Source organism: Bradyrhizobium huanghuaihaiense (assembly GCF_025200885.1).
In the GTDB taxonomy this organism is placed as follows: domain Bacteria; phylum Pseudomonadota; class Alphaproteobacteria; order Rhizobiales; family Xanthobacteraceae; genus Bradyrhizobium; species Bradyrhizobium huanghuaihaiense.
This window is the reverse complement of the sequence record NZ_CP104172.1, coordinates 9168131-9190914: the sequence shown is the minus strand read 5'-3', so window position 1 is coordinate 9190914 and position 22784 is coordinate 9168131. Positions and strand designations below refer to the sequence as shown.

The following is a 22784-nucleotide window of genomic DNA, read 5'->3' as shown; positions in this document are numbered from 1 at the left end:
CCATACGTACGTGTGGTGTCACTCAACGCCGGGGCGGTGCGGAGCGAGAGCTCTTCTCGCCTCTTCATTGCGCTCCAATTGACCTGGAGGAGATCGAGCCACCGCGCAGCATTGCGCAGTTGCAGACTGTTCTCGGCAAATGTGTACAATCAGAAAGAGGTGACCGGTCGCAGGGTGGTGGCGTCGCGATCCGCCCTTTCCCCCTTGATCGGCGCAAGCGTGGCACAAGGCCTGACGAGCGCCGGTCCTCCCCCGATACGCTCTGAGCCTCGCGGCCGTTCTGGCCGCGGCTCCCACCAGGTCGACTTCTGGCCGATGGCGGTTTGCCATCGGCCCTTTTTTTCGTCGCCGGCATATCTCTCGGAAACCGATAACGCCTGTCCGCGCCTATGGCGTTGATGTTTGGCTGCGCAAAAGCCAGAAATTGTTCGGGGCGAACCCTATGACTGCTGGGTCAGGCCAGCGACGCGTCTACGCGCAGGCGCGCGAATCGCTCGGCGAACCGCTCCTATGCCATCCTCAACATCGCGCTCGGGCGAGTCGAAAAACCGCGGCCCTCGTCTGATCGAGGTCGTTCTGTAGTCGTACGGACGGTGCAATCGGCTACTCGCGGCTTGCCGTCTTGCCGCCAAGCGCCTGCGTTGCGTTGGCCGCGCTGGCGAGCAGGGCTTTCACCTGATCGCTTGAGGGCTCTATCGTCATCGAGGCCCGCGTTCCTGCCAGACTAAGGGTGAACCGGACATCGCCATTCCAGTCCAGCACCGGAGCTGCAATGGAGACATAGCCGGTCAGGTCGGAGCGGACGATTGTCGTGTAGCCCTTTCGCTTCAGCTCGCGGCTTGCGTCGTCCCTGAATTTTCCTGCGTCGACTTTGCCGCCGAACACAGAATCCCATTCCTGCGCGATCAGATGCGCCGTTAGGTTCGGTGCCAGCCGTGCGGCGTAGATCTTGCCGGCTGCGGAGCTTAGCATCGGGATCAGTCCGGTCCGAAACTCAAACGCGCCACGCTGATCGCCGTCCTGCTTGAACAGGCTGAGCGGGCCGTCGTCGGTCCATGTGGTGACGGCCGCGCTTCGCCGCGTGATGTCGCGCAGATTGGTGACCTCGCGACGGACGATCTCGAAACCGTCGATCTGCTGGATCGCGCTGACGCCGAGCGAGAGCGCCGCAGGCCCGAGGCGATAGTGGCCAGGCTTCTCGTCCGCAGCGGCGAGCCCGATCCTAACGAGGCTCACGAGATAGTTATTCGCGGCGCTCGCCGTCAGATCCGCCAGCGGCGCGATGTCCTTGAGAGCCATCGCCTGCTGGCTCGTTTGCATAACGCTCAGAATCCGAAAGGCAATTTCCACCGACTGAATGCCGCGGCGCGGCTTCTTCTCCTGCATCTACTTCCTTCGACCGGTTCAACGAATTGAGATTGACACAAACAAAAGCCGCGAGCACTATACAACTATAACACATAAGTTCAACTATATTGAATATCTACGGAGGGACACGAAAATGCCCCTTGGTGCGATCCGCAGCGTCTACACAGTCGCCAACGATATGGATCTCATGCAGGCCTTCTACGCCGAGGCGCTGGAGCTTCCGCTGGCTTTCCGGGAACGCGACAATTGGTGCCAGTTCAAGGCCGGGCAGCTCGCGTTCGCGTTGAGCTCACCATCCGAAGCGGCCACGGGCGCCCGCGGGAGCGTGGTCGTTTTCGGCGCGACCGACATCGCTGCGATCGCGCAGCGGATCGAGCGGCTCGGCGGGCTGCACCTGTCGAACCGCGACATGGGTTCGCACGGCAGCGTCGCGACGTTCGCCGACCCCGAGAACAACCTGTTCCAGATCCACGTCCGGCAAGGCGGCTAGATACCGCCAAGCGTCAGCAGTTCATCCCAACAAGGATACTCACCATGAAATTCGGTGTCTTCGATCAGAACGACCGCTCCGGTCTTCCGCTGGCAGAGCAGTACGAGAACCGGCTTGTGCTTGCCGAGCTCTACGATCGGCTCGGCTTCCACTGCTTCCATATGAGCGAGCACCACGGCACTCCGCTCAGCACGACGCCGTCTCCCAGCGTGTGGATTGCCGCTCTGTCGCAGCGGACCAGGAGGTTGCGGCTGTGTCCGCTGGTCTATCTGCTGCCGACCTACAATCCGGCGCGCCTCTACGAAGAGATCTGCATGCTCGATCATCTGAGCGGCGGGCGGTTCGAGTTCGGGATTGGGCGCGGCGCCTCGCCGCATGAGCTCGACGCGCTCGGGATCGACTCCACGAAGGCAGCGAAGATGTATGCGGAGGCCTTCGATACGATCCAGCGCTGCGCCGCGCAGGATTCCGTCACGACGACGGGAGAGTTCTGGAACCTGAACGACTATGCGGTGGAAATGAAGCCGCTGCAGCGGCCACTTCCGCCGATGTGGTACGCGGTCGGCTCGCCAGACTCGGTGGTCTGGCCGGCCCGCAACGGCGTGAACGTGGTCTGCGGCGGCCAGGTCTCGCGCGTGCGGGCGATTTCGGATCGCTACCGCGAGGAGATGGTTGCGGCCGGTCTGCAGGGCAGGGGCGCGCCGCTGATCGGTGTCAATCGCTACATCATCGTCGGCGAGACCGACCGCGACGCCCACGAGCTGGGTCGGAAAGCCTGGCCGGCGTTCTACGAGCACTTCATCAAGCTCTGGCGCAAGCACGGGACGCAGCCGGTCAACGCGAAGCTGCCGCCCTCGTTCGACCAGCTCGTCGAATCCGGCCATGCGATCTCCGGTTCGGCTCGAACGGTCACGCAAGTTCTGTCCGATCAGGTTGCGCTCGGCGGGCTGAACTATGTGATCGGAAGCTTCATGTTCGGGACCATGCCGCACGCCGAGGCCGCGGCTTCGGTCCGCCGCTTCGCAGAGAGCGTCATGCCCGCGGTGAAGGCGGCCGAAGCAGTCGCCGCATGAGCGCACAAGACGTGTAAGCGCAAGGAGGTGGAAATGTCTGATGCTCCTACGTTCGACAGCCGCGATCTGCGGCGCGTGCTCGGAACGTTTGTCACCGGCGTAACCGTGGTGACCACGACGGATGACGAGGGCAGATTCCACGGCGTGACGGCCAATTCCTTTAGCTCGGTGTCGCTCGATCCGCCGCTGGTTCTCTGGAGCCAGGCGGTTGGGAGTCACAGCCACCCGGCGTTCTTCGAGGCCGAACGTTTTGCCGTGAACATCCTTGCCGAGGACCAGATCGAGCTGTCAAAGCGGTTCGCGAAATCCTCGCATGACAAGTTCGCCGGCATCGATGTCGATCTCGGTTCGGGCGGCGTGCCGCTGCTCCGCGATTGCAGCGCCAGGCTGCAGTGCCGGGTCGTGTCCCGGGTGCCCGGCGGCGACCACACGATCTATGTCGGCGAGGTGCTTGCGATCGATCAATCGGAAAGGAAGCCGCTCGTTTTCGGCAACGGTCGATATCTGCTGGCAGATCCCCACGATTTGGCCGACACCAAACTGTCAGCCGATCGCAAGCAGATCCAACTCACCGCGATGCGGCTCGGCACGCGTGCGATCGAGCGCCTGGTCAGGCGGTTCGACGAGACCATGGCGCTTGCCGTCTGGGGTGCCCACGGTCCGACGATCACCCATTGGGAGCCGGCAACCGCTCCGGTGAGCGAAGCGCTTCCCGTCGGCTTGATCCTTCCGGTCACATCGACAGCAACTGGTCTCGCCTTTGCCGCACACCTTGCTCCCGAAGCCATCGCCCAGACGGCCTTGCCGGGGCAGGCTGCGGCGTCCGGAGAGGACGATTGGAACGAGCGCCTCGCGGAAGTGCGCCGGCAAGGGCTCGCCAGACAGGGGTTGGAGACCTTCTACCGCAGCGAGACCCTCATCAACGCCCTCAGCGCGCCCGTGCTCGATGCAGATGGCCGCGCGGTGCTGGCCCTGACCGCAGTAGGCGAGGCGAGCCGGTTTCGCGCCGATCTTGACGGGGAATTCGCCCGCGCCTTGCGCGAGACAGCGCAAGACGTGTCGCAACGGCTCGGCTATGAGGCCGCCAATTCTCACGAGCCGGCCGAGCGCCTCGCGCTTGTGGTTGGAGCTTGAGCGATGGCCGAATTGTCACCACTCGATGCCAAACTGCTTGCGCAGGATCTGCCCGCGCTTGCGCTGGCGGACGTTGTGTCTTCGGTCTTCTCTGGGCAGCGAGGCCAGCTGGAATATCGCGCCGCCGGAGAGCCAAACAAGCCCGTAGCGCTGATGCTTCACGGACTTGGCTCCAGTTCGGCCGGATACCGCGCCCAATTCGCCGGCTTATCGCGTGATTTTCACGTCATCGCCTGGAATGCTCCTGGCTTCGGAGACAGCTCACAGATCCAGGGGCAGGACGCCGGCATCGAGGACTACGCAAACGCGCTGGAAGGTTTGCTGCGTGCGCTCGGCATACGACGGCTGGCGATTCTAGTCGGCAGCTCCTGGGGGAGCGTCGTCGCGTTGGCCTTCGCGCGACGCTATCCTGCGCTGATCGGCAGCCTGCTTCTTTCGGCGCCCAACGTCGCCAGGGGCCACATCACCGGCGAGGCCCGCGATGCCGAGCTCAATGCGTGGCTGCGCATGGCGGATGTTGACATCCTGGCGTCACGCGCTGCGGTCGCGAACAGGCTGGTCGCGCCCGATGCGCCGACTCAGGTCAGGCAGCTTGTCGAGCGCTTGCGCGACGGGATGACGACCGACGGCTGGCGTCAGGCGATCCGGTCGCTGTTTACGGTCTACACGCCCGAAATCATTCCAGAGGTCAGGTGCCCCATTGCCATCCTCTCCGGCACTCTCGACCAGGTCGCGCCATATCGCGATCACGCCGAGCGGCTCCTCGCTGCGGCACCCTGGTCGACATCGCAACTGTTCGAGGATTACGGGCACATTCTCAAGCTCGAAGCTCCCTCGAAATTCAACGCGGTCGTCCGCGAGATCGCAGCTTAGGTAAGAAGAAAGCAGGTGCGACTGCACCGGGGAAGGAAACATGGACGCTGAACAGGAAGCAGAGCGGCCCAATCCGGGTCATTGGTGGTTGGTGAGCGTCCTCTGTCTCGTGAATGCCGTTGCGTTCATCGATCGCGCGGCGCTGCCGCTGCTAGTGCAGCCGATCAAGCGCGACCTGCAAATATCGGACACGTTGATGAGCTTCCTGATCGGGGCGGCATTTATCATCACCTACGCCGTCGGAGGCTGGTTCGTCGGCATGCTCGTCGATCGCTTTCCGCGCAGGCGGATCCGTGGCAACGCGGCACAACCATCAAGCGCTTGCGCACGTCGTCGCCCAGCGCGTCGCTGAAGGCGCCCCGCGCCGCCTTGATCAGCAGCGGCACCGCGCTGAATTTGTAGAGCATGTCGCTTGTCAGGGATGCATTCCATCCCCGTTTTCTCGGCTTAAGACGTTCATTGCGATCATAGTGGGGCACTTGTAGCCAGCATGCCAGCAAAGGAAAAGGCAGATATGGCGCTTCCGCGGCATCGACTGCCGATGGCCTGTCCGCAAAAAGCAATGAATTGACCGCAAACGAGCGCCGTAAATCAAAGTCCGAACGGATATGTATCCGGGACAGCGCTGCGACGATGCTCGGGACCCAAATGTGTCACCGCGTGTGTCTCGTCAAACCACAGCAACGCGTTGAACTGTTGAGACAAGGAGGCCTCGGTATAATGGCTTTGTAGTTCGGTGTCCGGTCGATAGATCACGCCGATAAAACGTTCCAGGCGCGGTTCGAGCAAGCGACGGCGAAGAGCCTCCTCGCGGCTGAATTCGATCAAGCCGCGCGTCGCACCGGCGTCGTGAAACAGCCGCTCAAAGCTGTCTGGTCGAGACGGCCGAACCGGCATCACTTCCATCTCGGCGTCCCACTCTGAGGCTGCTGCCACCGTGCCGGTATGTGTGCTTAATCCGATCAGCGACGCCGCTTCACCGACTTTCTCCCGACAGAGCTGGCCGATGTTGAGCTCGTTGCGGACCGCGCCCATGCCGGTGAAACGCGCATCGCCGATATGGGAATTGTGCGCCCAGACCACGGCCTTGGATTGGGGGCCATGTGCGTCAAGGATATGACCTAGCGTCTCGAACATATGCGTATCCCGTAGATTCCAGGACTCCGCGCCGCCGTAATACATGATCCGGTAGTAGCGCTCCGCGGACGCGATCAACCGGGCGTTCTGCGCAGCATCCAGGAAGCTGTCTGGATCGTCCGCCGCATAGTCGAGCTGCTTCTTCAGAATATCCTGGCACTGCCGAACCACCGCCGCCTCGCATTTCCGGTAGCGCTCGGTCAGGACCGCGCGGCCATAGGTCGAAGGCTCGCGCTGCCACGGCGTCAGGCAGCCGTAGCGTTCGCGCGCCACCGCTGCCGATTGAGGATCGATCTTATCGAGGTAAGTGAGAACGGCCGCGATCGAATCGCGCATGTTGTAAATGTCGAGCCCGAAGAACCCGGCTCGATCGGTTGCCGCCATTCGTTCATTGTGACCGCGCATCCAGTCAACGAAGGCGGCGACATCCGTATTTCGCCACATCCAGGTCGGAAAGCGTTCGAACGGCGTCTGGTTTAACGTTCCACGCTGCGTTCGACCGCGAACGTAACGGTCGATCGCTGCGGCGTCGGGCCAATCCGCTTCCACGGCGACGATCGTAAATCCGTGTTTCTCAATCAGCCGGCGCGTAATCGCAGCGCGCGCCTGGTAGAACTCCGACGTGCCGTGACTGGCTTCGCCCAGCAAGACGATGCGCGACTGTCCGAAGCGATCGAACAACACACCGAATGCAGGATCGTCGAAGGCAGGCAACGATTCGATAGTAGCACGGATCATGTTTGTCAGCGATCGCAACCGCGTGTGACCGGGGACGTGGTTGCTGGCCGAGCGCGTGCCATCCTCGGCCCATCCTTGCTCGCCGATCAACGGCACGAAGCGGACGGCCCCGAAGGTCTCTTCATCGTAATCAGTCTGGCTGCGCCGCGTAATACGGAGCAGCGATTGTTCGTCCTCGAAATTGCCGACGGGAATGACGAGGTGGCCGCCGACGGCCAACTGGCGCTTAAGCGCGTCGGGCACAGAGGGGCCGCCGGCAGCGACCAGGATCGCGTCGAATGGCGCCTCATCGGCCAGGCCGCGGGTGCCGTCGCCGGTATGGACAATGCAATTCCCATATCCGAGCGCAATCAGCCGCTGCGCTGCGATTCTGGCCAAGGCGCCATGTCGCTCGATGGTGTGAACCGTCTTGGCAAGCCGAGAGGCAATTGCGGCAGCATAGCCTGAGCCGGTACCGACCTCGAGCACCTTGTCCGTCGGCTTCAGCTCGGCCGCCTCGGTCATCAGCGCGACAATGTAGGGCTGCGAGATGGTCTGGTTGTTTGCGATCGGCAGTGCGCCGTCCTCGTAGGCAAATTCCTCAAAGCCGGATTCCACGAACCGCTCCCGCGGAACCTGCCGCATAGCCTCCAACACGCGACGATCACGGATACCGCGGCGCGCGAGCTGAACGTCAACCATCCGGTCGCGAAGATCTGAAAAATCACTCATGCGACCCGTCCATCGAAAATGCCGCTGCACAAGCCAATCAGGACGTACGAAACCAGTTCCTCCTTTATGGCTGGACCGCACCCTGCGACCGCTGGTTCCCTCCACGAACTCGTACTGATCGCCCGCGTTTAAGAGGTGGTTCGACCAATACTGTTCCGCAACATGGCCGGTATAACTCGTTCGACTGATTGCGGCGGGATTCCAAGCTCGGGAAATCCTGGCATTCCCACCGACGCTATGTTGTCGATCTGCATCAACTCCACCTGATTCCGCGTGATGGGTGGTCTTGGAAGCAGCTCAGAAATCCATCCCGCCACATGCCAAGCAGTAAACGGTACCGGAATGAGCATGGGGCTGCGGCCGGCTGCGTGGGCGACGGTTTTGAGAAGCTCTTCGTATGTGTAGATGCGAGGACCAGCGCATTCATACGTGATTGCGTTCGTTTCGGTTCTCAGAAGCGCTCGTGTGATCGCGCCGGCCACGTCGTCAACGTAGGCCGGCTGCAATCTCGTCAATCCGCGGCCGAACATCGGATAAATCGGATATCGGCGGAGCAGCTTGAGGATAATGGTGAGAAACGCGTCGTCCGGGCCGAACATTACCGCCGGTCGAACCAGCGTGGCCTCAGAAAATACTGCGCGGACGGCGAGCTCGCCTTCGCCACGCTTGCGAATATAGAGGGACGGCGAAGCGGCGTCAGAGCCGATTCCGGAAATGTGGATGAGCCGCTTGACGCCAGCTCGATGTGCCTGGGCCGCCAATCGCCGGGCTGATTCCACATGCACGGAATGGAAGGTCTCCTGTCCGTGTTCAACATAGAGGCTGACCGTGTTGATAGCGCCGTATGCCCCATGAACAGCAGCGGCTATCGAACCCTCGTCGCGCAGATCGACGCCCACAGATTGGAGGCGTAGATCGTCGTGACCAAAAAGCTGTCTGCCTCGCTCGGGATGCCTTGATGCAATCCGAACGAAAAACTCAGGCGCCCGGAGCAGGTATTGAACAATGCGGCGACCGAGAAACCCCGTTCCACCAAACACCGTAACAAGGCGATTATTTGTGGCCGACATGACGCAACTCGTATGAGACCGTCTCACGCAGGCATGGCCAGCGGAGACCGCAGGCTCGTCGGTCGTTTATTCTAACGAGAGCGGCCCCGAGCAACGGCAGTCCGTTTCATCTCACCTTCCTCGAGGAAGGCGCGTGCAATGCCGGCCGCGCATAGCCGGTTGACATGTTCGCCCGCAGCTCGTTGAGCTGCAGCTCGAGGGAGCCGTCGCGTGGAGCCGACAAGTGGGAGTGCACCAAGCATCCGGCGGAAAAGTCCATCGACACACCGCGACCGTTGCCTGGCGTCGACCCGAATACTATCGAGGGCCAGCTCACGGGTGGGGGCTGGTTTTCCGAATGGGTCGCCAAGTGACGGGCGATCGTGGAAGGTCCCCGAACTCGGACGAGGCGTAGTCCCGGCCTTCCGGGGTGATGATATGAACGTCGTAGCAGCCTGTCTTAGCAAGCTCCTTGGCTTTCGTGAGGGCCGCTTCGGCGGTCTTCCTCCGGTGCGCGAGCTCGCCGTGCTTGCACATGCCTTTGACGGTGAAACTCATTTCTTCTTCTTCTTTTTGTTCTTTTTCATGGTATCTGCCTGGGCTCGGAATGCCTCGGCCAAGGTCTTCATCTGATTTGCCACAAAGGCATCAGCAGCGCGTGCGGCTGCCTTTTCGGCCACCTCAGCCTGCTTGCGGATGTCCTTTACAGCTCCCATAGGAGCTTAATTTGGAGGCCACAGTGTTGTTCCGCCTTATAGTCTCAATTCAGAGCTGACCGACCTTGGTGCGCCCCGATCAGGATCGAGCACTGGCGCCGTCGTCTCGCCGGCGAACAGCTTGGACGTCGCTCCAAGCACCGTGAGAAGGCGCTGCAGCGGGGCGCAGATGGCGGCATGCGCAACCCAGTCCGCCCGGCGCCGATCGAGAGCGATGCCGTGGCGGGCATAGATCTGGGCCTGTGGTAACGGCAGATGATCGGCATATTTGGACACTAGACCTGGGCGACGGTTGTCTCCAGTCCGCCCTCATCAACCGGGCCGGAGCCTCGGCCTACAGACGCCATCTTCGCCGACGCGGCAGGCATTTGGGACGCCGGGTAACCACAACCGCGGAACTGGGCCGGCACCATGCCAGTCCCTCGCTCCTGTCCTCGCCGATCCCGTGCAGGTCGCCCTTGCCCCACAGACAGGTCCTATCATCGATGTCGACCATGACCTCGATCCGCGGCAGTCCGCCGGCAGTGCTCCGCCGCTTGCGCACCAGTTCGGTCCGGCCTTGCGGCGCTGTCTCGTCCTGACCGGTCTCGGCAGAAGCTGCGACATACTCGACGTCCTCGAGCCCCAGCACATTTGTTCCTCAGGAAGCGTTCCGCCTTCCGACCAAAGCGATGATGCTGCAAACAGCCGCTCGCTCTCGTACCGCTCGGCAAACAGACGCGTGCCCGCGTCGCGTCAGATTGTGGGAGAGGGCGTCTCGTCTTCAGGGCCATTGCGCTTCCGCTCCTCGCGCTCTCTTATGTACTTCAAATTCGCTTCGCGGCTTACCTTCCGCGATCTGATCACCTTCGCAACGTCTTCCGGCACGGGACGAGCAACGCCAGATGGCATGGTGCGCCATCCGTTGCGGCGTTTGGCGTAGTGAGCGCTTGCTGTCGCCGTGGTCTTATGTCCCGCAGTTGCCGCCACCTCTTCGGGTGACATCCAGGACTTGGCGTTGGCCATGCCGATATGCCGCGTCGAATATGGCGCCACTCGCCTTATGCCGATCTCCTTGCACGCAGTTCGCCTGCTCATCCGCTCGGTCGGCGCCAAACTCTTCTTCCTGCCAAAATACTCGCCCGACCTGAACCCGATCGAACAGGTCTTTGCTAAGCTCAAGCACCTGCTCCGCAAAGCTGCCGCGCGAACCGTCGATGCGGTCTGCGCTGCAATCGGCCACGCACTCGATGCCTTCACCTCCGAGGAATGCTCCAACTACCTCAAAAATTCAGGTTATCGAACTTAATGCCATCACGCTTTAGAAGTGGATTAAAGGCCGGGTGTCGCCTCAAATCTGACAGTGGAACTGGCTGACTCGGCCGACCTTTGGCAGGCGCATGTTCGGACTATGTTCTAGTGCGCCATGATCGACCGTCCCGCGAGCTGGCGCATGCCAAAACCCGAGCAGATCGAAAAGCTGGCCGCTAGCATCGGCAGAAAGGCCCCAACGACGCCTTGGCTCCGGACGACGACCTGTCGTCCGAATATTGGGAAGCCCTCCTGAATGATGTGTGCGACGACGCCAGCGGGTGGCCGGAAGCCCGCCTCTCGGTCACCTTCCGAACGACCTCCTGCACCCAGCTCGGACCGGCACTGCGACATATGCGTCAGTCTTATTAACCAGCGCTATTTCGATCCGCTGCGCACACGCTGCGGCACGGACCCGAGCGCCCGCAAGCGGTGTTCGACCAAGGCAAGGAAGTCGGCTGCGATCATCGATGGATTTCGATCGGCGGAATGAAATACGCCGATCTCGTAGGGGACAACAGGTTCGAACGGCCGAATCACAACGCCCGGACCGAATGAATCGGCAGTCCACGGATCGATCACCGACACCGCGCTTCCGGCCGCCACCACGGCACAGATCGACGCGAACAATTCAGCCTCGCCGACCTGATTGAATTCCGCCCCGGCATCCGCGAATGCCTTGGCGATCAAATGGTAGCTGGCGCGTTCGCGGCTGATGGCAAAGAATGGCAGGCCCGAAAGGAGATTCGGCGTGATGACTTTGTGGGCGGCCAGTGCGTGCCCCTTGGGCAGCACCGCGACGCAGGGCAGTCGATATTTGAAGGTTTTGATGCCCTGATAGTCAATCGGCAACTCCGCCAATCCGACGTCGTAGATTTGCGACGGAAACAGGCTTCGAACAATCTCAGAATTTCTGGTTATGAGTCGAACCGCGACGCCGGAATGGTCTTTCAGAAACTCGGCGATCAGGTTCGGCAGCAGCGAAATTCCGGCGCTCGGATGGGACGCGATCACCAGCCGGCCGAGCTTTCCTTTGCGAATATTTTCAACGGCTTGATCGAGGAATGAGATGTTGCCCAGCGCCCTGGCCACGTCCTCGTAAAACGACAGTCCCTCGTTGGTCGGTTTGAGCCGCCCGCCGGAGCGATCGAACAGCCGGAACCCGATCATCTCCTCTAACCGTCCGATCTGGGCGCTCACTGCCGGCTGGGTCACGCCCAGCATGATTGCCGTTTGCGTGACGGATCGGGTTTCGACCACGGCCTTGAATGCCTCTAGCAGCTTAAAATCCATTTGCATAAATTTTGGTTATTGCGTTTGTGGGGTACAAGTGTTGAGCTATTGCCGGGTCGGGTTGCCCTCTACGGTGTCACTTTTACAAATCCATAGCGAATAGTTTTTGCGATCCAAGCGTCAGGAGACACGCGTTGTCCGCATTGATGGAAGCCGACCGGCTCGGCAAGCGCTTCGGCGCCGTCAACGTGCTGTGCGGCATTTCCCTCTCGCTGGAGCCAAAGGAAGTCGTCTCGGTAATTGGCCCGAGCGGGTCCGGGAAGACCACCCTGCTGCGCTGCCTTGCTTTGCTGGAGCAGCCGTCCGAAGGCTCCATTCGCGTCAACGGCCGCACCGTGTCGCAGGCCGCGAGCACATCCGAAATCCGGCGCAACGCCCGGGCAGTGCGCGCCGAAGTCGGCATGGTGTTTCAGCACTTCAACCTGTGGCCGCACAAATCGGTACTCGGCAACATCATGGAAGCGCCGATGCGCGTGAAAGGCCTCACACGCGAGACCGCCGTCGCGGAGGGCGAAGCGTTGCTGAGGAAAGTCGGGCTTTCCGACAAGCGCGACGTCTATCCGGCGCGGCTGTCGGGCGGCCAACAGCAGCGCGTCGCCATCGCCCGCGCGCTGGCGATGAACCCGCAAATCCTGCTGTTTGACGAACCGACCTCGGCGCTCGATCCCGAACTGCGCGGCGAAGTTCTCGCCGTGATGCGCGCGCTCGCCGAGGAGGGGATGACCATGCTCGTCGTCACCCATGAAATGGGCTTCGCGCGCACAGTCGGCACGCGACTGATCTTCATGGATCAAGGCAGCGTGGTGGAGGACCGGGAGCCCGACGCGTTCTTCGCCAATCCCGCCAGCGAACGCGCCCGTAAATTTCTCGACATTCTGGACATATGACAACTGGAGACCAACCGTGCTGTCGCTATCCAAACTCTCGCTGCTCGCTCGCGCCGCCGCCATAGGCCTCGCCGTCTGCATGGCAGCGTCACCCGGCAACGCCCAGCAAATCCAGTCGCGTCTGTTCGACGTCACCAAGAACAAGAAGCTGCGGGTATGCATGTATCCCCTGTACTACGCCATTTCGTTCCGCGATCCGAAGACTAACGAGCTAAGCGGCCTCGATATCGATCTCGCGAAGGAGTTCGCCAAGGAGCTAAGCGCCGAACTGCAATTCGTCGAATCCGCCTTCGGAACGTTCGTCGCTGACCTTCAGTCCAACAAATGCGAGATCGGCATGTTTGCGCTGGGCGCCACATTGAAGCGCGCCCAGGCCGTCGAGTTCTCCAAGCCATACATGCTCGCCAGCGTGTTCGCGGTCGCAAAAAACGGCGGCAGGGTCAAGGAATGGGCCGACCTCGACAAGCCCGGAATCAAGATCGCGGTACTGCTGGGCAGTTACATCGAGAACGTTGCCAAGACCTACTTCAAGCAGGCTACCATCGTTTCGATCCAGCCGCCGACCACGCGTGAAGCTGAATTAGCGGCCGGTCGAGCCGATGCCATCCTGGTCGACTATCCGACCGTGCTGCGCGCCAAGCAGGAATTCGACTGGGCCATCAGCATCGACCCGCCGGAAAAGCTGGCGCCCACGCTCGTGGCCTACGCGGTCTTACCCGGCGATCAAATCTGGCTGAACTACATCAACCTGTTCGTCGATACCATCAAGCTCGATGGACGGCTGATGACGATTGCCAAGAAATACAAGCTCGACGGCAGCATCGCTCCTTAAACACCGGGCATTAGCTCCATGGGTTATCAGTTTCGCTGGGACGTGATCCCGGCAAACATCGAGTTTCTGATGTCGGGGATGCAGCTCACGCTGGTCATCTCCGCCGTCACCCTGATCCTGGCGATGGCCGGCGGCCTTCTGATCGCGTCGCTGGACATGTCGAAATACCGGGCGTTGCGACTCCTTGGGCTCGGGTTCGGCGAAATCATTCGCAACACGCCGATCTTGGTGCAACTGCTTTGGGCCTATTATGTGCTGCCGATCGTGTTCGGCTTTCAGATCGAGGCGCTGCCAGCCGCGATCATCGGGCTATCGGTCTATTCGTCCGCCTTCATCTCGGAGGTCTACCGGGCGGGCATTCAGGCGGTGCCGCAGGGGCACCGGGAAGCCGCGCAGGTGCTCGGACTTTCGCCGCTGCAATCTTTCGTTCGGATCATCCTGCCGCAGGCGATCCGCCTCACGCTGCCGCCGCTCGCCGCAAATTTCGTCCAACTGATCAAATATTCGTCGCTGGCGTCGGTGATCTCGGTCAGCGAAATCACGCGCCGCGGCATGGAGCTTTCCGCCACGGCATTCCGCCCACTCGAAATCTTTACCTTCATCGCCGTGGTTTATTTCGTCATTTGCTGGCCGCTGGCGATGGCTATTCGTTTCTGGGAGCGCCGTCTTGCAAGCCGTTGAATCCAATAACGCCACCATCGAGCAACTGATCGTCGACGCCATTTCGGACCAGACCGATCGCCTGATCGAGATGTCGCGCAGACTAGTCAACGCAGCGTCGCCGAACCCGCCAGGTGACGTGGCGCAAGCGGCAGACGTCGCCGAACAATTGCTGCTGGCTATTCCCGGAATGGAGGTCGAACGCGTCATCACCGCGCCCGGCATCGTCAATCTGATTGGCCGCCTGTCCGCCAACAGGCCGGGCCGACGTCTCGTCTTCAACGGACACCTCGACACCTTTCCCATTGGTGAAGATCTGGGGTGGACCGTTCCGCCGCTCGACGGCACGGTCAGGGACGGCCTTCTGTTCGGCCGCGGCGTCTCCGACATGAAGGGCGGTATCGCCGCGTCGCTGCTGGCGGTCCGGGCTCTCAGCGCCCACCGTGACGCATGGGCCGGCGAGGTCGTGGTGACGCTGGCCGGCGACGAGGAGACCATGGGCTCGCTGGGTACACGTCACCTACTCGAACATTTTCCGCATGCCCTCGGCGACGCGATGATTTCCGGCGACGTCGGATCGCCGATGGTGGTGCGGTTCGGCGAAAAGGGATTGTTGTGGGTCGAGATCGAAGCCGAGGGCTCGCCGGCTCACGGCGCGCATGTCCACAAGGGCGTCAACGCGATCGACAGGCTGCGCGCGGCGCTCGACGTTCTCAAGCAGCTCGAAGCGCTGGAGACCAACGAGCCGCCGATGGTTGCCGCCGCGATCCAGGCGGCCGAACCGATCTCCGAACCACTGTCAGGCGTCGGTGAGGCCAGCGTGCTTCGCAAGGTCACTGTGAACATCGGCGTGATCGAAGGCGGCGTTTCGCCGAATCTGATTCCCACGCGCGCCGTTGCCAAAGCCGACATCCGTTTGCCGGTAGGCCTGAACACCGCGGATGTCGAAACGTTGCTCCGCGAACGGCTCGCCACGCTTCCCGGGGTGCAGATGCGCGTGGTGCAGAAATACGAGCCAAGCTTCACCGATCCGTCGCATGAAATCGTCGAGATCATCGTTCAGACAGCGGAACAGATCCTTCAACAAAAGCCTGCAGCCAATATGCGCGTGGGCGCCTCCGACGCACGGCTTTACCGCATGTATGGCATTCCGTCGGTGGTGTTCGGCCCGACGCCTTATAATATGGGCGGCCCAGACGAACACATTCGTGTCGACGAACTCATTAGCATTGCCAAAGTTCACGCCTTGGCGGCGTTGCGCTATCTATCAGTCTGAGGATGCGGCTGGACGACTTCAAGCTTTCGAACATCAAATTCATCAAATGTGATGTTGAAGGTCACGAGTTAAGCGTCTTCACCGGTGCGCAGCGTCTCATCGAGACACATCGTCCAGTGGTACAATTCGAGAGCCTTTTAGCAGATGCCAACAATCTATTCTCGTTCTTCGAGAAACTCGGTTATCTCGGTACGATGTTTCTGGACAACGAATACCTTCCGTACTCAACGGGCTGGCAGGTCCCGCACCCGAAATTCGGGTTCGATGGGCATCGCGATTTCCTCTTTTTTCCAAAGACAGCAATCGGAACGACAATTCCCCTCGCACTATATCGACGATTGGAAGCCTCAACTACAGCACAACACTGAATAGGTGACGGCAGTGGCGCCAAGACCGCAACCTGCTGACTAAAACATCCCGCCGACGCAAGTTCTCGCCATCGTTGCCTCAGCGTTTTGTCGTCGCTCCCTATTCGGTGGCCTATTGACACCCCGGAGGCTGCCGCGCGGAGGTTGCTTGAGCTTCCCACCGGCATCGAGCCGGTCCAGGACGGCCGAATCCATATCGAAAAGATCAATGCGCCGTTCATGTTTATGCTTTGGCGGCAAAGGCAGCGAGTTTGGCGCAGGTCTCCGGTACGCCATGGATCGAGCTGCACGAAAGCGGAACCTAGGTGAGGCTGCTTTCAGCTTCCATCGAGTAGACCAAATCGGCCCCGTGCCGCCTGGAGGTCCGCACCGAATCCACAGCACAGGGCCGAGAGGTCTGCTCAGGTCAGCCGGAGGCAGACGCCCCATGATGCGCAACATCGCCCTCGTGTGCACTAAGACAAAAGGTGGATCAAAAGGCCCCGGCCGTGAAAGGGAGCATGGGGCCGGGGCCGCTGGAGGCTTGGACCTTGGGGGAGGCCAAGCGTTTAGAGACTAGGAAAAACCAGCAATTTGCTCTGTTCGCTTCCGCACATTAGCTATACGGTTCCTACCGCGGAACGGAGTAACTGCAATGAAAGACATGCAGGCTCAGTTGGAAAAGCTGCGCACGGACGCAGCTGAATGCGCCCTCATCCGCGACCTGGCAACCGATCCCAAGAAGCGAGAGCTATTCACCCGGCTGGCGGATCACCTGAGCGTGCTGGCCGCCGAGGTCGAGCGTGCGGTTGCTGAGAGTGCGCAAACTCCGCTCCCCGACTGACGTTTGATGTTGCGGGAACTTTCGGCAATTTGGCATACGGATCATTCCCTCAATTGAGGAGGTGGCCTTGAACCGGGAGCTACGGGAATTTCGCAGGTTGGAGCTGGCTTGCCGCGAGCACGCGGCCATCGCTCCCCTGGAGATCGAGCGTGATGCTCTTCTGAAGGTGGCTGAGGATTACCGGAGGGCTATAGAAGCCCTACGAAAACCGCCAGCCGTCGCCGACGACCCGTAGCTCTCTCAAGGTCGAAGGCGCACCGGCGCACACTGCGGGCCTCTCGGCCTTTACCTCTTCAGCCGTTTCGCGTGAGCAGCCAGCCACTGCTAATTGCGCTTCCTGCGATCGGTCCTCCACACCTACGACGCGCACTACTCGCGCGCGGACCGCGGCCCTCGTTTTCTTGTCCACCTGGTCCGCTCTCCCGCACCAGCCGGGCAACTCTGCGGGGGCCCTCCCACACCTCTACAGCGGGGTGCGCATCCAAAAATTTCTCTGCTCGTTCTTTGCGGTCTTTGTCCGTCGGGCAATTGATTTCGTAAACTGGTACCACGCTTCGTACCACAATCTTCGCCGTCCGCTTCCAAGGATTCGAATACGATCCTCAGATATTCCAAGGCGTTACGCGAGGGTGCCATTGTACGCGTCCGGTGATGGCCCCTGGTTAGGCCGTCTTGAGCGGATGGCTGACCGCGCTTATGCGGCGTGAGCGACGTTCTGAGGTCGCCAATTCCAGGGCATGAGTTCTTGGATGCGCTTGGCAGGGTGATCCGGCAGGCGCGCCAGCACGTCGGCAAGCCAAGCCTGTGGGTCGATGTCATTGAGCTTGGCGGTGGCGATGAGGCTGTAGACGGCAGCCGCGCGCCGACCGCCCTCATCAGACCCGGCGAAGGTCCAATTTCTTCGCCCCACGGCGACCGCCCGTAGCTCACGCTCAGCAGCATTGTTCGACATGCAAAGCCGTCCGTCATCAAGGAAGCGGCTAAATGCATCCCAGCGGGTGAGGCAGTAATTGATTGCTTTGGTCGTGTCGTTGTTCCTGGAGAGCTTGGCGCGCTGCTCGCGCAACCACGCCTCCAGCTCGACGATTAGGGACGGCTACGCTCCTGGCGCACACGCAAACGCTCCTGCGCAGCAAGACCGTTGATCTCGCGCTCGATGGCGAACAGAACATCGACACGCCTGACCGCCTCGGCCGCGATCGGCGCCTTGCTGAGCCGCGCGAGATCAAAGAACTTGCGCCTGCCGGCGCCCAGCACGCGGCCTCGATGATTGGGCCGCCCTTGCGATCGGCCTCGTAAAGCCTGCCAAAGCCGGCGTAGGCGTCGACCTGCATCAGCCCGGTATAGCCCGCCAGATGCTGCTCTGGATGCGCACCGCCACGATCGGGCGAGTAGAAGAACACGGCCGCCGGCGGATCCGGGCCGGCCAACGGACGGTCGTCGCGCACGTAGGTCCAGAGCCGGCCGGTCCGGGTCTTGCCCTTGGCCAGGACCGGCACCGTGGTGTCATCCGCGTGGATGCGCTCTGCGGCGAAGACGTGGCTCCGGATCGCATCTACCAGAGGCATCAGGGTTGCCGCGGAGGCACCTACCCAGTCCGCGAGCGTCGATACGTCGAGGTCGATGCCTTCACGCTGGTAGACGTCGCTCTGACGATTGAGCGGCAGGTGCAGGCCGTACTTGGCAAACAGAACATGGGCCAGCAGCTTGGGCCCTGCACGCCCACGCGCAATCGGATGCGAGGGGGCCAGCGGCGGGGTACGTACTTCTTCTTCAACGATTGGGACCGCTATCAGCAGTTCGGCATCCTGCTTTTCGCGCGTTATGACGGCGCCCGGTACACCTTAGTTGCCGTCAATTTCGGCGATACCGACCGGACCGTCCCGTTCTGGTTTCCGATGGCCGGGGATTACGTCGAAGAGCTGCATGGAGGCGCGCTCGATCTGAAGAACGTACCTTCGCTTCAGCGAGTCTGGCTGGACATTCCGTCGCACTACGGCCGGATCTGGACTCTAATGTAGGCTTTAGGCATACGGCTGCTGGTCCTAAGGATCAGGCGACGATTCCGCCACTGGCGGATCACGGCCTATACGGTCGCATCTTTCGTCGTCATCGCGTTGCCGGCAGTGGCGCAGCCAAGCACAACCTCGTCAACGCTCCCAGCCACAGACCAAAGCAATCGCTCCTCGCAAAACAGTGTAGCCGAGCAAGACTTGATCAGGAAGCTGGAGGGCGCGGGCTACACGCAGGTGCGTGACATCAAGTCAACCGCCGAAGGGATATCGGTGAAGGCGACGAAAGACGGCACGGAGGTATACCTTGTCGCCGATAGCAGCGGTAAATTCCGGGAGCGGTAGGCGGGGGCGGAGATAATTTTGTCTACCAAGCCCCTCGAAATCATCTGGCTTGTTGCGATCGTCCGCCGAACATCGACAGAGGAAAGCCGAACGTTAGACCCGCGCGTAATTCGTTCACCGGATGGCCATTTGTGAGCGCATGACGCAGCCCGACATCGAAGCTCAGATTGTCACGAACCTGCCAAATGAGACCGATCAAACCCGATATCGTTTTCGTTTTGGCAAATTCATTTTCGTAAAAGACTTCGGCGACCGGACGGACCACCCATTTCGACGGACCCTCAACGATGGTGCCAACAAAAACGTCGCCATGATGTTCGCGGGTCAACGCCATCTCGCCATTCAAGTGGATGGTTCCCCAATCCCACCGGTGCGAGATGATGCCCGCCAGGCTGGCGCCGACGCCCGAATTGCCGGTGCTATCCGGAAGCAGGACGCCAAATTCGGTCGCAATACTCGGGCCGCTCTTGTCCTGCAGGCTTCCGGGCTGCAGGACATGTTTGAGGAATGCGCCTGCCGCGGTCAGGCTGGTGGGCCCTTGCGGCGAGAGCGGTCTCTGGCCCTGGCCTTCGAACACGGCTTCCCACCCCTCGCTCAATCCGAAATTGAAGACCGTTGCCGGCGCGACGAGAGTGGTGGTTCCTTGGTCACGTAGCCGTCCGGCCGGCTGCAGTTCAATTTCCACCTCTCCCGGAGCGGCCACGGCGGCATCGGTTCCGTCGAAAGGGCGATAAGCCAAAGCTGGGGCGGACCATACCGCGACGCCGAATACGACAGCTGATCCCGAAGCGATCCATCCGGGGCATAGGCGTTGCCAAAATTCGCGGCATGCGGACATGTGCTTGTCTCGCGGCTATCGAACTAGGGGACTGGTTGGAACACCCAGACTGCTGCCGGTGCTTCTCCGCGTGCCCGGGCGGCGACTAGCAGACGATCAAGTTCGGGCACAAAGAGCGACGTGCGCGCCCCCGAAATTGTCGGAATGCGGCTGATCCGGCGATAGGTCGCGTCCTTTGGCTCCAGAACGTCGAGGAATCCCGCCCCGCAGCTGACGTACACGCGGTCGCGCTTCGGATCTACGAACACGTCGTCGGCATCGCCGCAGGTCTCGATGGTTGCGACGAGCTTGCCGTCCGTCATCGAGAAAACGCCAAGCTCCGCGGGGGCGCGAAAGATCACAAGCACCCGGCCGCGAATCTGGTCGAGCGCCATCGGGAAGTTGGCGCCCCGATCGGATACTGGCCATTCTCCGATCTGCTGTTGCGAGGCGCGGTCAACGACCGCGATACCATGGGCATCGGGAACGTTGACAAAGATTTGGCTGGTATCCGGATCGATCTGGAAGGCTTCGGGGTGAGCCTTGACCGGAATGTCGCCAATCTTGCTGTGGGTCGCAGGATCGATAATTGCCAACGCCCCGCTGCCATATCCGATGAAGATCCAATTGCTCGCCGGATCAATACGGATATTGTCGGCGTCGCTACCAAGCTCGATTTGTCCCGCGGGCCTGAAGTCGTTTCCTTCGAACAATCGCACCGATCCGTCTCCGGCATTGGCGACATAGAGCGTGTCGGTCGACGGTTCGTAGCCGACGCCTTGGGGCTCCTTTAGTCCTGGAATCCTGCGGCTCAATTTGCGATTTACGAGATCGACAATTCCGACACTATCGTTGCCTAACTCAGCAACGAAGAGACGTTGTCTCTTCAAATCGATGGCCATGTGATCGATGCGGCCACGCACGTCGCCCAGCACAATTTTGGTCTCAAATTGAAGCGGGCTTGTATCCGCCGGCTGGGCACGGGCTACGGCGTTAACCAGCATCACAATGCTGGCTAACACCGTCAAGGTTGTCCGAAGCGAATTTAACATCGCCACACCATTCCCGAGGGACGAACGGCGTCTATTTGCCGATGCGTTGCCCAGTGCAGAGCGCCGCTAATCCAGGGGCTGTTGCACAGTTTTCATTTGTTCACCGTCGAGGAAGGCAATCGAAACAACGGGACGCCCGTCTTTCAGGCTGGGCACCGCACTTACCACCCGGGCTTTGGGTGACTGCGCCACGGCCTTGTCGATCGTTTCCTTCAACGTGGTCTTTGCCTTAGCCATCGCCGCGCTCTGCGATTTGGCCGCAGCGAGGTCGTCTCCCTCGGTGATTGGCTCGGCCTTCATCACCTTGGCATTCGCATGGTCGACCAGCACCTCCGAGAACTTGCCGTCCTTTGCGGTATAGACCGAAAGCTGGAGCTTACCCTCGTCGACCTCGAATTTGGCCGAGATCGGTTGGCCCTCCTGTTCGCCGACCGCCAGACCCTGCTGCAGGTCGATCTTCGCAGTGGTCAACAGCTTGATGAGCCTCTCCTGACCTTCGTCATCATCGTCGTCTGCAAACGTAGCGTTATGATCGGCGAAGCCGATCAAGGCAGCCAATCCAAGCACCGTCGCGCCGCCAGTCACTAGCAACATCTTTCTTCGGGTCATGCTGACCTCCTTCGGTGGGTTGTTATCGCCCCATTTTGCCTACCTCGATTCAGAACTTCGTCATGACCCACGTGGGCTGCAGCAGCGGAAACGCGATCAGGCCGACGACGGCCGTTGCGGCAATCAGGAGCGGATTGCTGACTTTCCAGCGGAACAGAACAGCGAGCGAGACGAGCCCGATCAAGGCGGTGAGCCAATCACCGACGGCGATCCGTCCCAAGAGGATGCAGGCTCCCAGAATCGTTCCGATCGCTGCTGCATAGGCGCCCTTGACAAATCCCTGCACGTTGGGATTTCCACGATGACGTGCGAGCAGTGGCGCTGCTATCAGCACCAGCAGAAACGATGGAAGAAAAATGCCGATCGTCGAGACGAGCGAGCCCCAGAATCCCGCGACGAGATAGCCGACAAAGGTCGCGGTGATCACGACCGGTCCCGGGCTGATCATGCCGATGGCAACCGCGATCAGGAACTGACGTTGATCCAGCCAGCCAAACTGTTGGACGAGTCCTTGTTCGAGGAACGGCACGATCACGAGACCGCTGCCGAAGGTGAGGGAGCCCGCCTTGAGGAAGAACAGCAAGAGCTTGCCGAGAATTGAGCTCGAGGCGGTGGGTGCGAGTTGTGCGAGAACCGGCGCCACGGTTACCGAGAGCGCTGGTGGCGTTCGCTTGAACAGGCTGCCGTAATACAGAATGCTAATGATGCCTGCGCCAATGAACAGCAGCGCCACTTCGGCTTGAAGGATAACCGTAACGGCAAGGCAGACCGCCGCGATCGCCCATTGCAACCAGTCTTCCATGCCAAGCTTGGCCAGCCGGTAGCAGGAATGCAGGATCAGCGCGATAACCGCCGGGCTCACGCCATAGAAGATGGCGGTTACCGGCTGCAGATCGCCGAGATAGACATAGAGAGCGCCCAGTGCGGCGACGATGACGAAGTTCGGCAGGATGAAAGCCCAGCCACCTGCCCAGGCTCCCCAGAACCCGCCACGGAGATAGGAAACGTAGATGCCAACCTGGATCGCGAGAGGTCCGGGAAGCGACTGGCAGATCGCGATTGACTCCCGCATCTGCTCCTTGGTGAGCCATTTGCGCTCATCGACAAGCTCGCGCTCCATCTGTCCCACAAGCGCAACCGGTCCGCCGAAGCCGAGAAAGCCGAGGCGCAGGAAGTACCGCACCAACTCGCGGATCCGGCCGCTCGGAAATGTCGTTGTAGTCGTCGTCAT

The 22784-nt window shown here is 61.0% G+C and carries 23 protein-coding genes and 2 pseudogenes; 14 read left to right on the top strand and 11 right to left on the bottom strand.

Going from position 1 to position 22784, the window contains the following annotated elements; translation table 11 throughout:
- Positions 1-603: 603 nt before the first annotated feature.
- The gene (locus N2603_RS42885) at positions 604-1299 is read right to left on the bottom strand and encodes an IclR family transcriptional regulator (RefSeq protein ID WP_260386940.1); all 696 of its coding nucleotides are present in this window, start codon (positions 1297-1299) and stop codon (positions 604-606) included.
- Between the two features lie 256 nt (positions 1300-1555).
- Between N2603_RS42885 and N2603_RS42880 the strand changes: the two genes are divergently transcribed.
- Genes N2603_RS42880 through N2603_RS42860 form a run of 5 tightly spaced genes read left to right on the top strand, consistent with a single transcriptional unit; the run spans position 1556 to position 5290 of the window.
- Positions 1556-1858: a VOC family protein gene (locus tag N2603_RS42880; RefSeq protein WP_260386939.1), complete on the top strand. Its 303-nt coding sequence runs from the start codon at positions 1556-1558 to the stop codon at positions 1856-1858.
- A 44-nt stretch (positions 1859-1902) separates the two neighbouring features.
- Positions 1903-2931, top strand: a complete 1029-nt coding sequence (locus N2603_RS42875) for an LLM class flavin-dependent oxidoreductase (protein ID WP_260386938.1) — start codon at positions 1903-1905, stop codon at positions 2929-2931.
- 33 nt (positions 2932-2964) lie between these two features.
- Entirely contained in the window at positions 2965-4065 is a 1101-nt protein-coding gene (locus N2603_RS42870; protein ID WP_260386937.1) for a flavin reductase, read from the top strand.
- Positions 4066-4068: 3 nt separating this feature from the next.
- Positions 4069-4938, top strand: coding sequence for an alpha/beta fold hydrolase (locus N2603_RS42865; RefSeq protein ID WP_260386936.1), 870 nt, complete (start codon positions 4069-4071; stop codon positions 4936-4938).
- Between the two features lie 40 nt (positions 4939-4978).
- Entirely contained in the window at positions 4979-5290 is a 312-nt protein-coding gene (locus tag N2603_RS42860; RefSeq protein ID WP_260386935.1) for an MFS transporter, read from the top strand.
- A 239-nt stretch (positions 5291-5529) separates the two neighbouring features.
- On the opposite strand, the gene N2603_RS42855 is transcribed toward N2603_RS42860, so the two are convergent.
- Entirely contained in the window at positions 5530-7524 is a 1995-nt protein-coding gene (locus N2603_RS42855) for a protein-L-isoaspartate(D-aspartate) O-methyltransferase (RefSeq protein ID WP_260386934.1), read from the bottom strand.
- A 128-nt stretch (positions 7525-7652) separates the two neighbouring features.
- A complete protein-coding gene (locus N2603_RS42850) occupies positions 7653-8594 on the bottom strand; it encodes a complex I NDUFA9 subunit family protein (protein WP_260386933.1) in 942 nt (313 codons plus the stop codon).
- A gap of 417 nt (positions 8595-9011) precedes the next feature.
- On the opposite strand from N2603_RS42850, the gene N2603_RS42845 reads away from it, so the two are divergent.
- Complete coding sequence (locus N2603_RS42845; protein ID WP_260386932.1) at positions 9012-9206, top strand: hypothetical protein; 195 nt, start codon at positions 9012-9014, stop codon at positions 9204-9206.
- Positions 9207-9325: 119 nt separating this feature from the next.
- Here the strand turns inward: N2603_RS42845 and N2603_RS45170 are convergent, their stop codons facing one another.
- The gene (locus N2603_RS45170; protein ID WP_425248964.1) at positions 9326-9565 is read right to left on the bottom strand and encodes an IS66 family transposase; all 240 of its coding nucleotides are present in this window, start codon (positions 9563-9565) and stop codon (positions 9326-9328) included.
- Positions 9566-9623: 58 nt separating this feature from the next.
- Positions 9624-9920 (bottom strand): hypothetical protein, encoded by a 297-nt coding sequence (locus N2603_RS42840; protein ID WP_260386931.1) that lies wholly within the window; start codon positions 9918-9920, stop codon positions 9624-9626.
- Between the two features lie 429 nt (positions 9921-10349).
- On the opposite strand from N2603_RS42840, the pseudogene N2603_RS42835 reads away from it, so the two are divergent.
- Positions 10350-10577, top strand: a pseudogene (locus N2603_RS42835) (transposase); the annotation flags it as partial.
- A gap of 380 nt (positions 10578-10957) precedes the next feature.
- On the opposite strand, the gene N2603_RS42830 reads toward N2603_RS42835, so the two are convergent.
- Positions 10958-11872, bottom strand: coding sequence for a LysR substrate-binding domain-containing protein (locus N2603_RS42830; RefSeq protein WP_260386930.1), 915 nt, complete (start codon positions 11870-11872; stop codon positions 10958-10960).
- A gap of 146 nt (positions 11873-12018) precedes the next feature.
- On the opposite strand from N2603_RS42830, the gene N2603_RS42825 reads away from it, so the two are divergent.
- From N2603_RS42825 to N2603_RS42795, 6 genes are all read left to right on the top strand, one after another.
- Positions 12019-12759, top strand: a complete 741-nt coding sequence (locus tag N2603_RS42825) for an amino acid ABC transporter ATP-binding protein (protein WP_260424419.1) — start codon at positions 12019-12021, stop codon at positions 12757-12759.
- A gap of 16 nt (positions 12760-12775) precedes the next feature.
- Positions 12776-13591, top strand: coding sequence for an ABC transporter substrate-binding protein (locus tag N2603_RS42820; RefSeq protein ID WP_260386929.1), 816 nt, complete (start codon positions 12776-12778; stop codon positions 13589-13591).
- 18 nt (positions 13592-13609) lie between these two features.
- Positions 13610-14272, top strand: a complete 663-nt coding sequence (locus N2603_RS42815; RefSeq protein WP_260386928.1) for an amino acid ABC transporter permease — start codon at positions 13610-13612, stop codon at positions 14270-14272.
- Positions 14259-15527 carry a M20/M25/M40 family metallo-hydrolase gene (locus tag N2603_RS42810; protein WP_260386927.1) on the top strand — a complete coding sequence of 423 codons (1269 nt, stop codon included), beginning with the start codon at positions 14259-14261 and terminating at the stop codon, positions 15525-15527. The genes N2603_RS42815 and N2603_RS42810 overlap by 14 nt, the downstream gene beginning before the upstream one ends.
- 2 nt (positions 15528-15529) lie before the next feature.
- Positions 15530-15895: an FkbM family methyltransferase gene (locus N2603_RS42805; protein WP_260386926.1), complete on the top strand. Its 366-nt coding sequence runs from the start codon at positions 15530-15532 to the stop codon at positions 15893-15895.
- A gap of 634 nt (positions 15896-16529) precedes the next feature.
- Positions 16530-16718 (top strand): hypothetical protein, encoded by a 189-nt coding sequence (locus N2603_RS42795; RefSeq protein WP_260386925.1) that lies wholly within the window; start codon positions 16530-16532, stop codon positions 16716-16718.
- A 694-nt stretch (positions 16719-17412) separates the two neighbouring features.
- Here the strand turns inward: N2603_RS42795 and tnpC are convergent.
- Positions 17413-18490, bottom strand: a pseudogene (gene tnpC, locus N2603_RS42790) (IS66 family transposase); the annotation flags it as partial.
- Positions 18491-18844: 354 nt separating this feature from the next.
- Between tnpC and N2603_RS45165 the strand changes: the two are divergent.
- Positions 18845-19075: a PepSY domain-containing protein gene (locus N2603_RS45165; RefSeq protein ID WP_260386924.1), complete on the top strand. Its 231-nt coding sequence runs from the start codon at positions 18845-18847 to the stop codon at positions 19073-19075.
- Between the two features lie 40 nt (positions 19076-19115).
- On the opposite strand, the gene N2603_RS42780 is transcribed toward N2603_RS45165, so the two are convergent.
- The 4 genes from N2603_RS42780 to chrA all read right to left on the bottom strand — a co-directional run bounded on the left by N2603_RS42780 (position 19116) and on the right by chrA (position 22784).
- A complete protein-coding gene (locus tag N2603_RS42780; RefSeq protein WP_260386923.1) occupies positions 19116-19913 on the bottom strand; it encodes a hypothetical protein in 798 nt (265 codons plus the stop codon).
- A 23-nt stretch (positions 19914-19936) separates the two neighbouring features.
- Positions 19937-20914, bottom strand: a complete 978-nt coding sequence (locus N2603_RS42775; RefSeq protein ID WP_260424418.1) for a YncE family protein — start codon at positions 20912-20914, stop codon at positions 19937-19939.
- 96 nt (positions 20915-21010) lie between these two features.
- Complete coding sequence (locus N2603_RS42770) at positions 21011-21553, bottom strand: hypothetical protein (RefSeq protein ID WP_260386922.1); 543 nt, start codon at positions 21551-21553, stop codon at positions 21011-21013.
- A gap of 49 nt (positions 21554-21602) precedes the next feature.
- Positions 21603-22784, bottom strand: a complete 1182-nt coding sequence (chrA, locus tag N2603_RS42765; protein ID WP_260386921.1) for a chromate efflux transporter — start codon at positions 22782-22784, stop codon at positions 21603-21605.

Excerpts from the sequence above, each read along its gene's own strand:
- N2603_RS42885 (WP_260386940.1), bottom strand. The coding sequence starts at position 1,299 with ATGGCTCTCAAGGACATCGCGCCGCTGGCGGATCTGACGGCGAGCGCC.
- N2603_RS42880 (WP_260386939.1), top strand. The coding sequence starts at position 1,556 with ATGCAGGCCTTCTACGCCGAGGCGCTGGAGCTTCCGCTGGCTTTCCGG.
- N2603_RS42875 (WP_260386938.1), top strand. The coding sequence starts at position 1,903 with ATGAAATTCGGTGTCTTCGATCAGAACGACCGCTCCGGTCTTCCGCTG.
- N2603_RS42870 (WP_260386937.1), top strand. The coding sequence starts at position 2,965 with ATGTCTGATGCTCCTACGTTCGACAGCCGCGATCTGCGGCGCGTGCTC.
- N2603_RS42865 (WP_260386936.1), top strand. The coding sequence starts at position 4,069 with ATGGCCGAATTGTCACCACTCGATGCCAAACTGCTTGCGCAGGATCTG.
- N2603_RS42860 (WP_260386935.1), top strand. The coding sequence starts at position 4,979 with ATGGACGCTGAACAGGAAGCAGAGCGGCCCAATCCGGGTCATTGGTGG.
- N2603_RS42855 (WP_260386934.1), bottom strand. The coding sequence starts at position 7,524 with ATGAGTGATTTTTCAGATCTTCGCGACCGGATGGTTGACGTTCAGCTC.
- N2603_RS42850 (WP_260386933.1), bottom strand. The coding sequence starts at position 8,594 with ATGTCGGCCACAAATAATCGCCTTGTTACGGTGTTTGGTGGAACGGGG.
- N2603_RS42845 (WP_260386932.1), top strand. The coding sequence starts at position 9,012 with ATGAACGTCGTAGCAGCCTGTCTTAGCAAGCTCCTTGGCTTTCGTGAG.
- N2603_RS42830 (WP_260386930.1), bottom strand. The coding sequence starts at position 11,872 with ATGGATTTTAAGCTGCTAGAGGCATTCAAGGCCGTGGTCGAAACCCGA.
- N2603_RS42825 (WP_260424419.1), top strand. The coding sequence starts at position 12,019 with ATGGAAGCCGACCGGCTCGGCAAGCGCTTCGGCGCCGTCAACGTGCTG.
- N2603_RS42815 (WP_260386928.1), top strand. The coding sequence starts at position 13,610 with ATGGGTTATCAGTTTCGCTGGGACGTGATCCCGGCAAACATCGAGTTT.
- N2603_RS42805 (WP_260386926.1), top strand. The coding sequence starts at position 15,530 with ATGCGGCTGGACGACTTCAAGCTTTCGAACATCAAATTCATCAAATGT.
- N2603_RS42795 (WP_260386925.1), top strand. The coding sequence starts at position 16,530 with ATGAAAGACATGCAGGCTCAGTTGGAAAAGCTGCGCACGGACGCAGCT.
- N2603_RS42780 (WP_260386923.1), bottom strand. The coding sequence starts at position 19,913 with ATGTCCGCATGCCGCGAATTTTGGCAACGCCTATGCCCCGGATGGATC.
- N2603_RS42770 (WP_260386922.1), bottom strand. The coding sequence starts at position 21,553 with ATGACCCGAAGAAAGATGTTGCTAGTGACTGGCGGCGCGACGGTGCTT.
- chrA (WP_260386921.1), bottom strand. The coding sequence starts at position 22,784 with ATGACGACGACTACAACGACATTTCCGAGCGGCCGGATCCGCGAGTTG.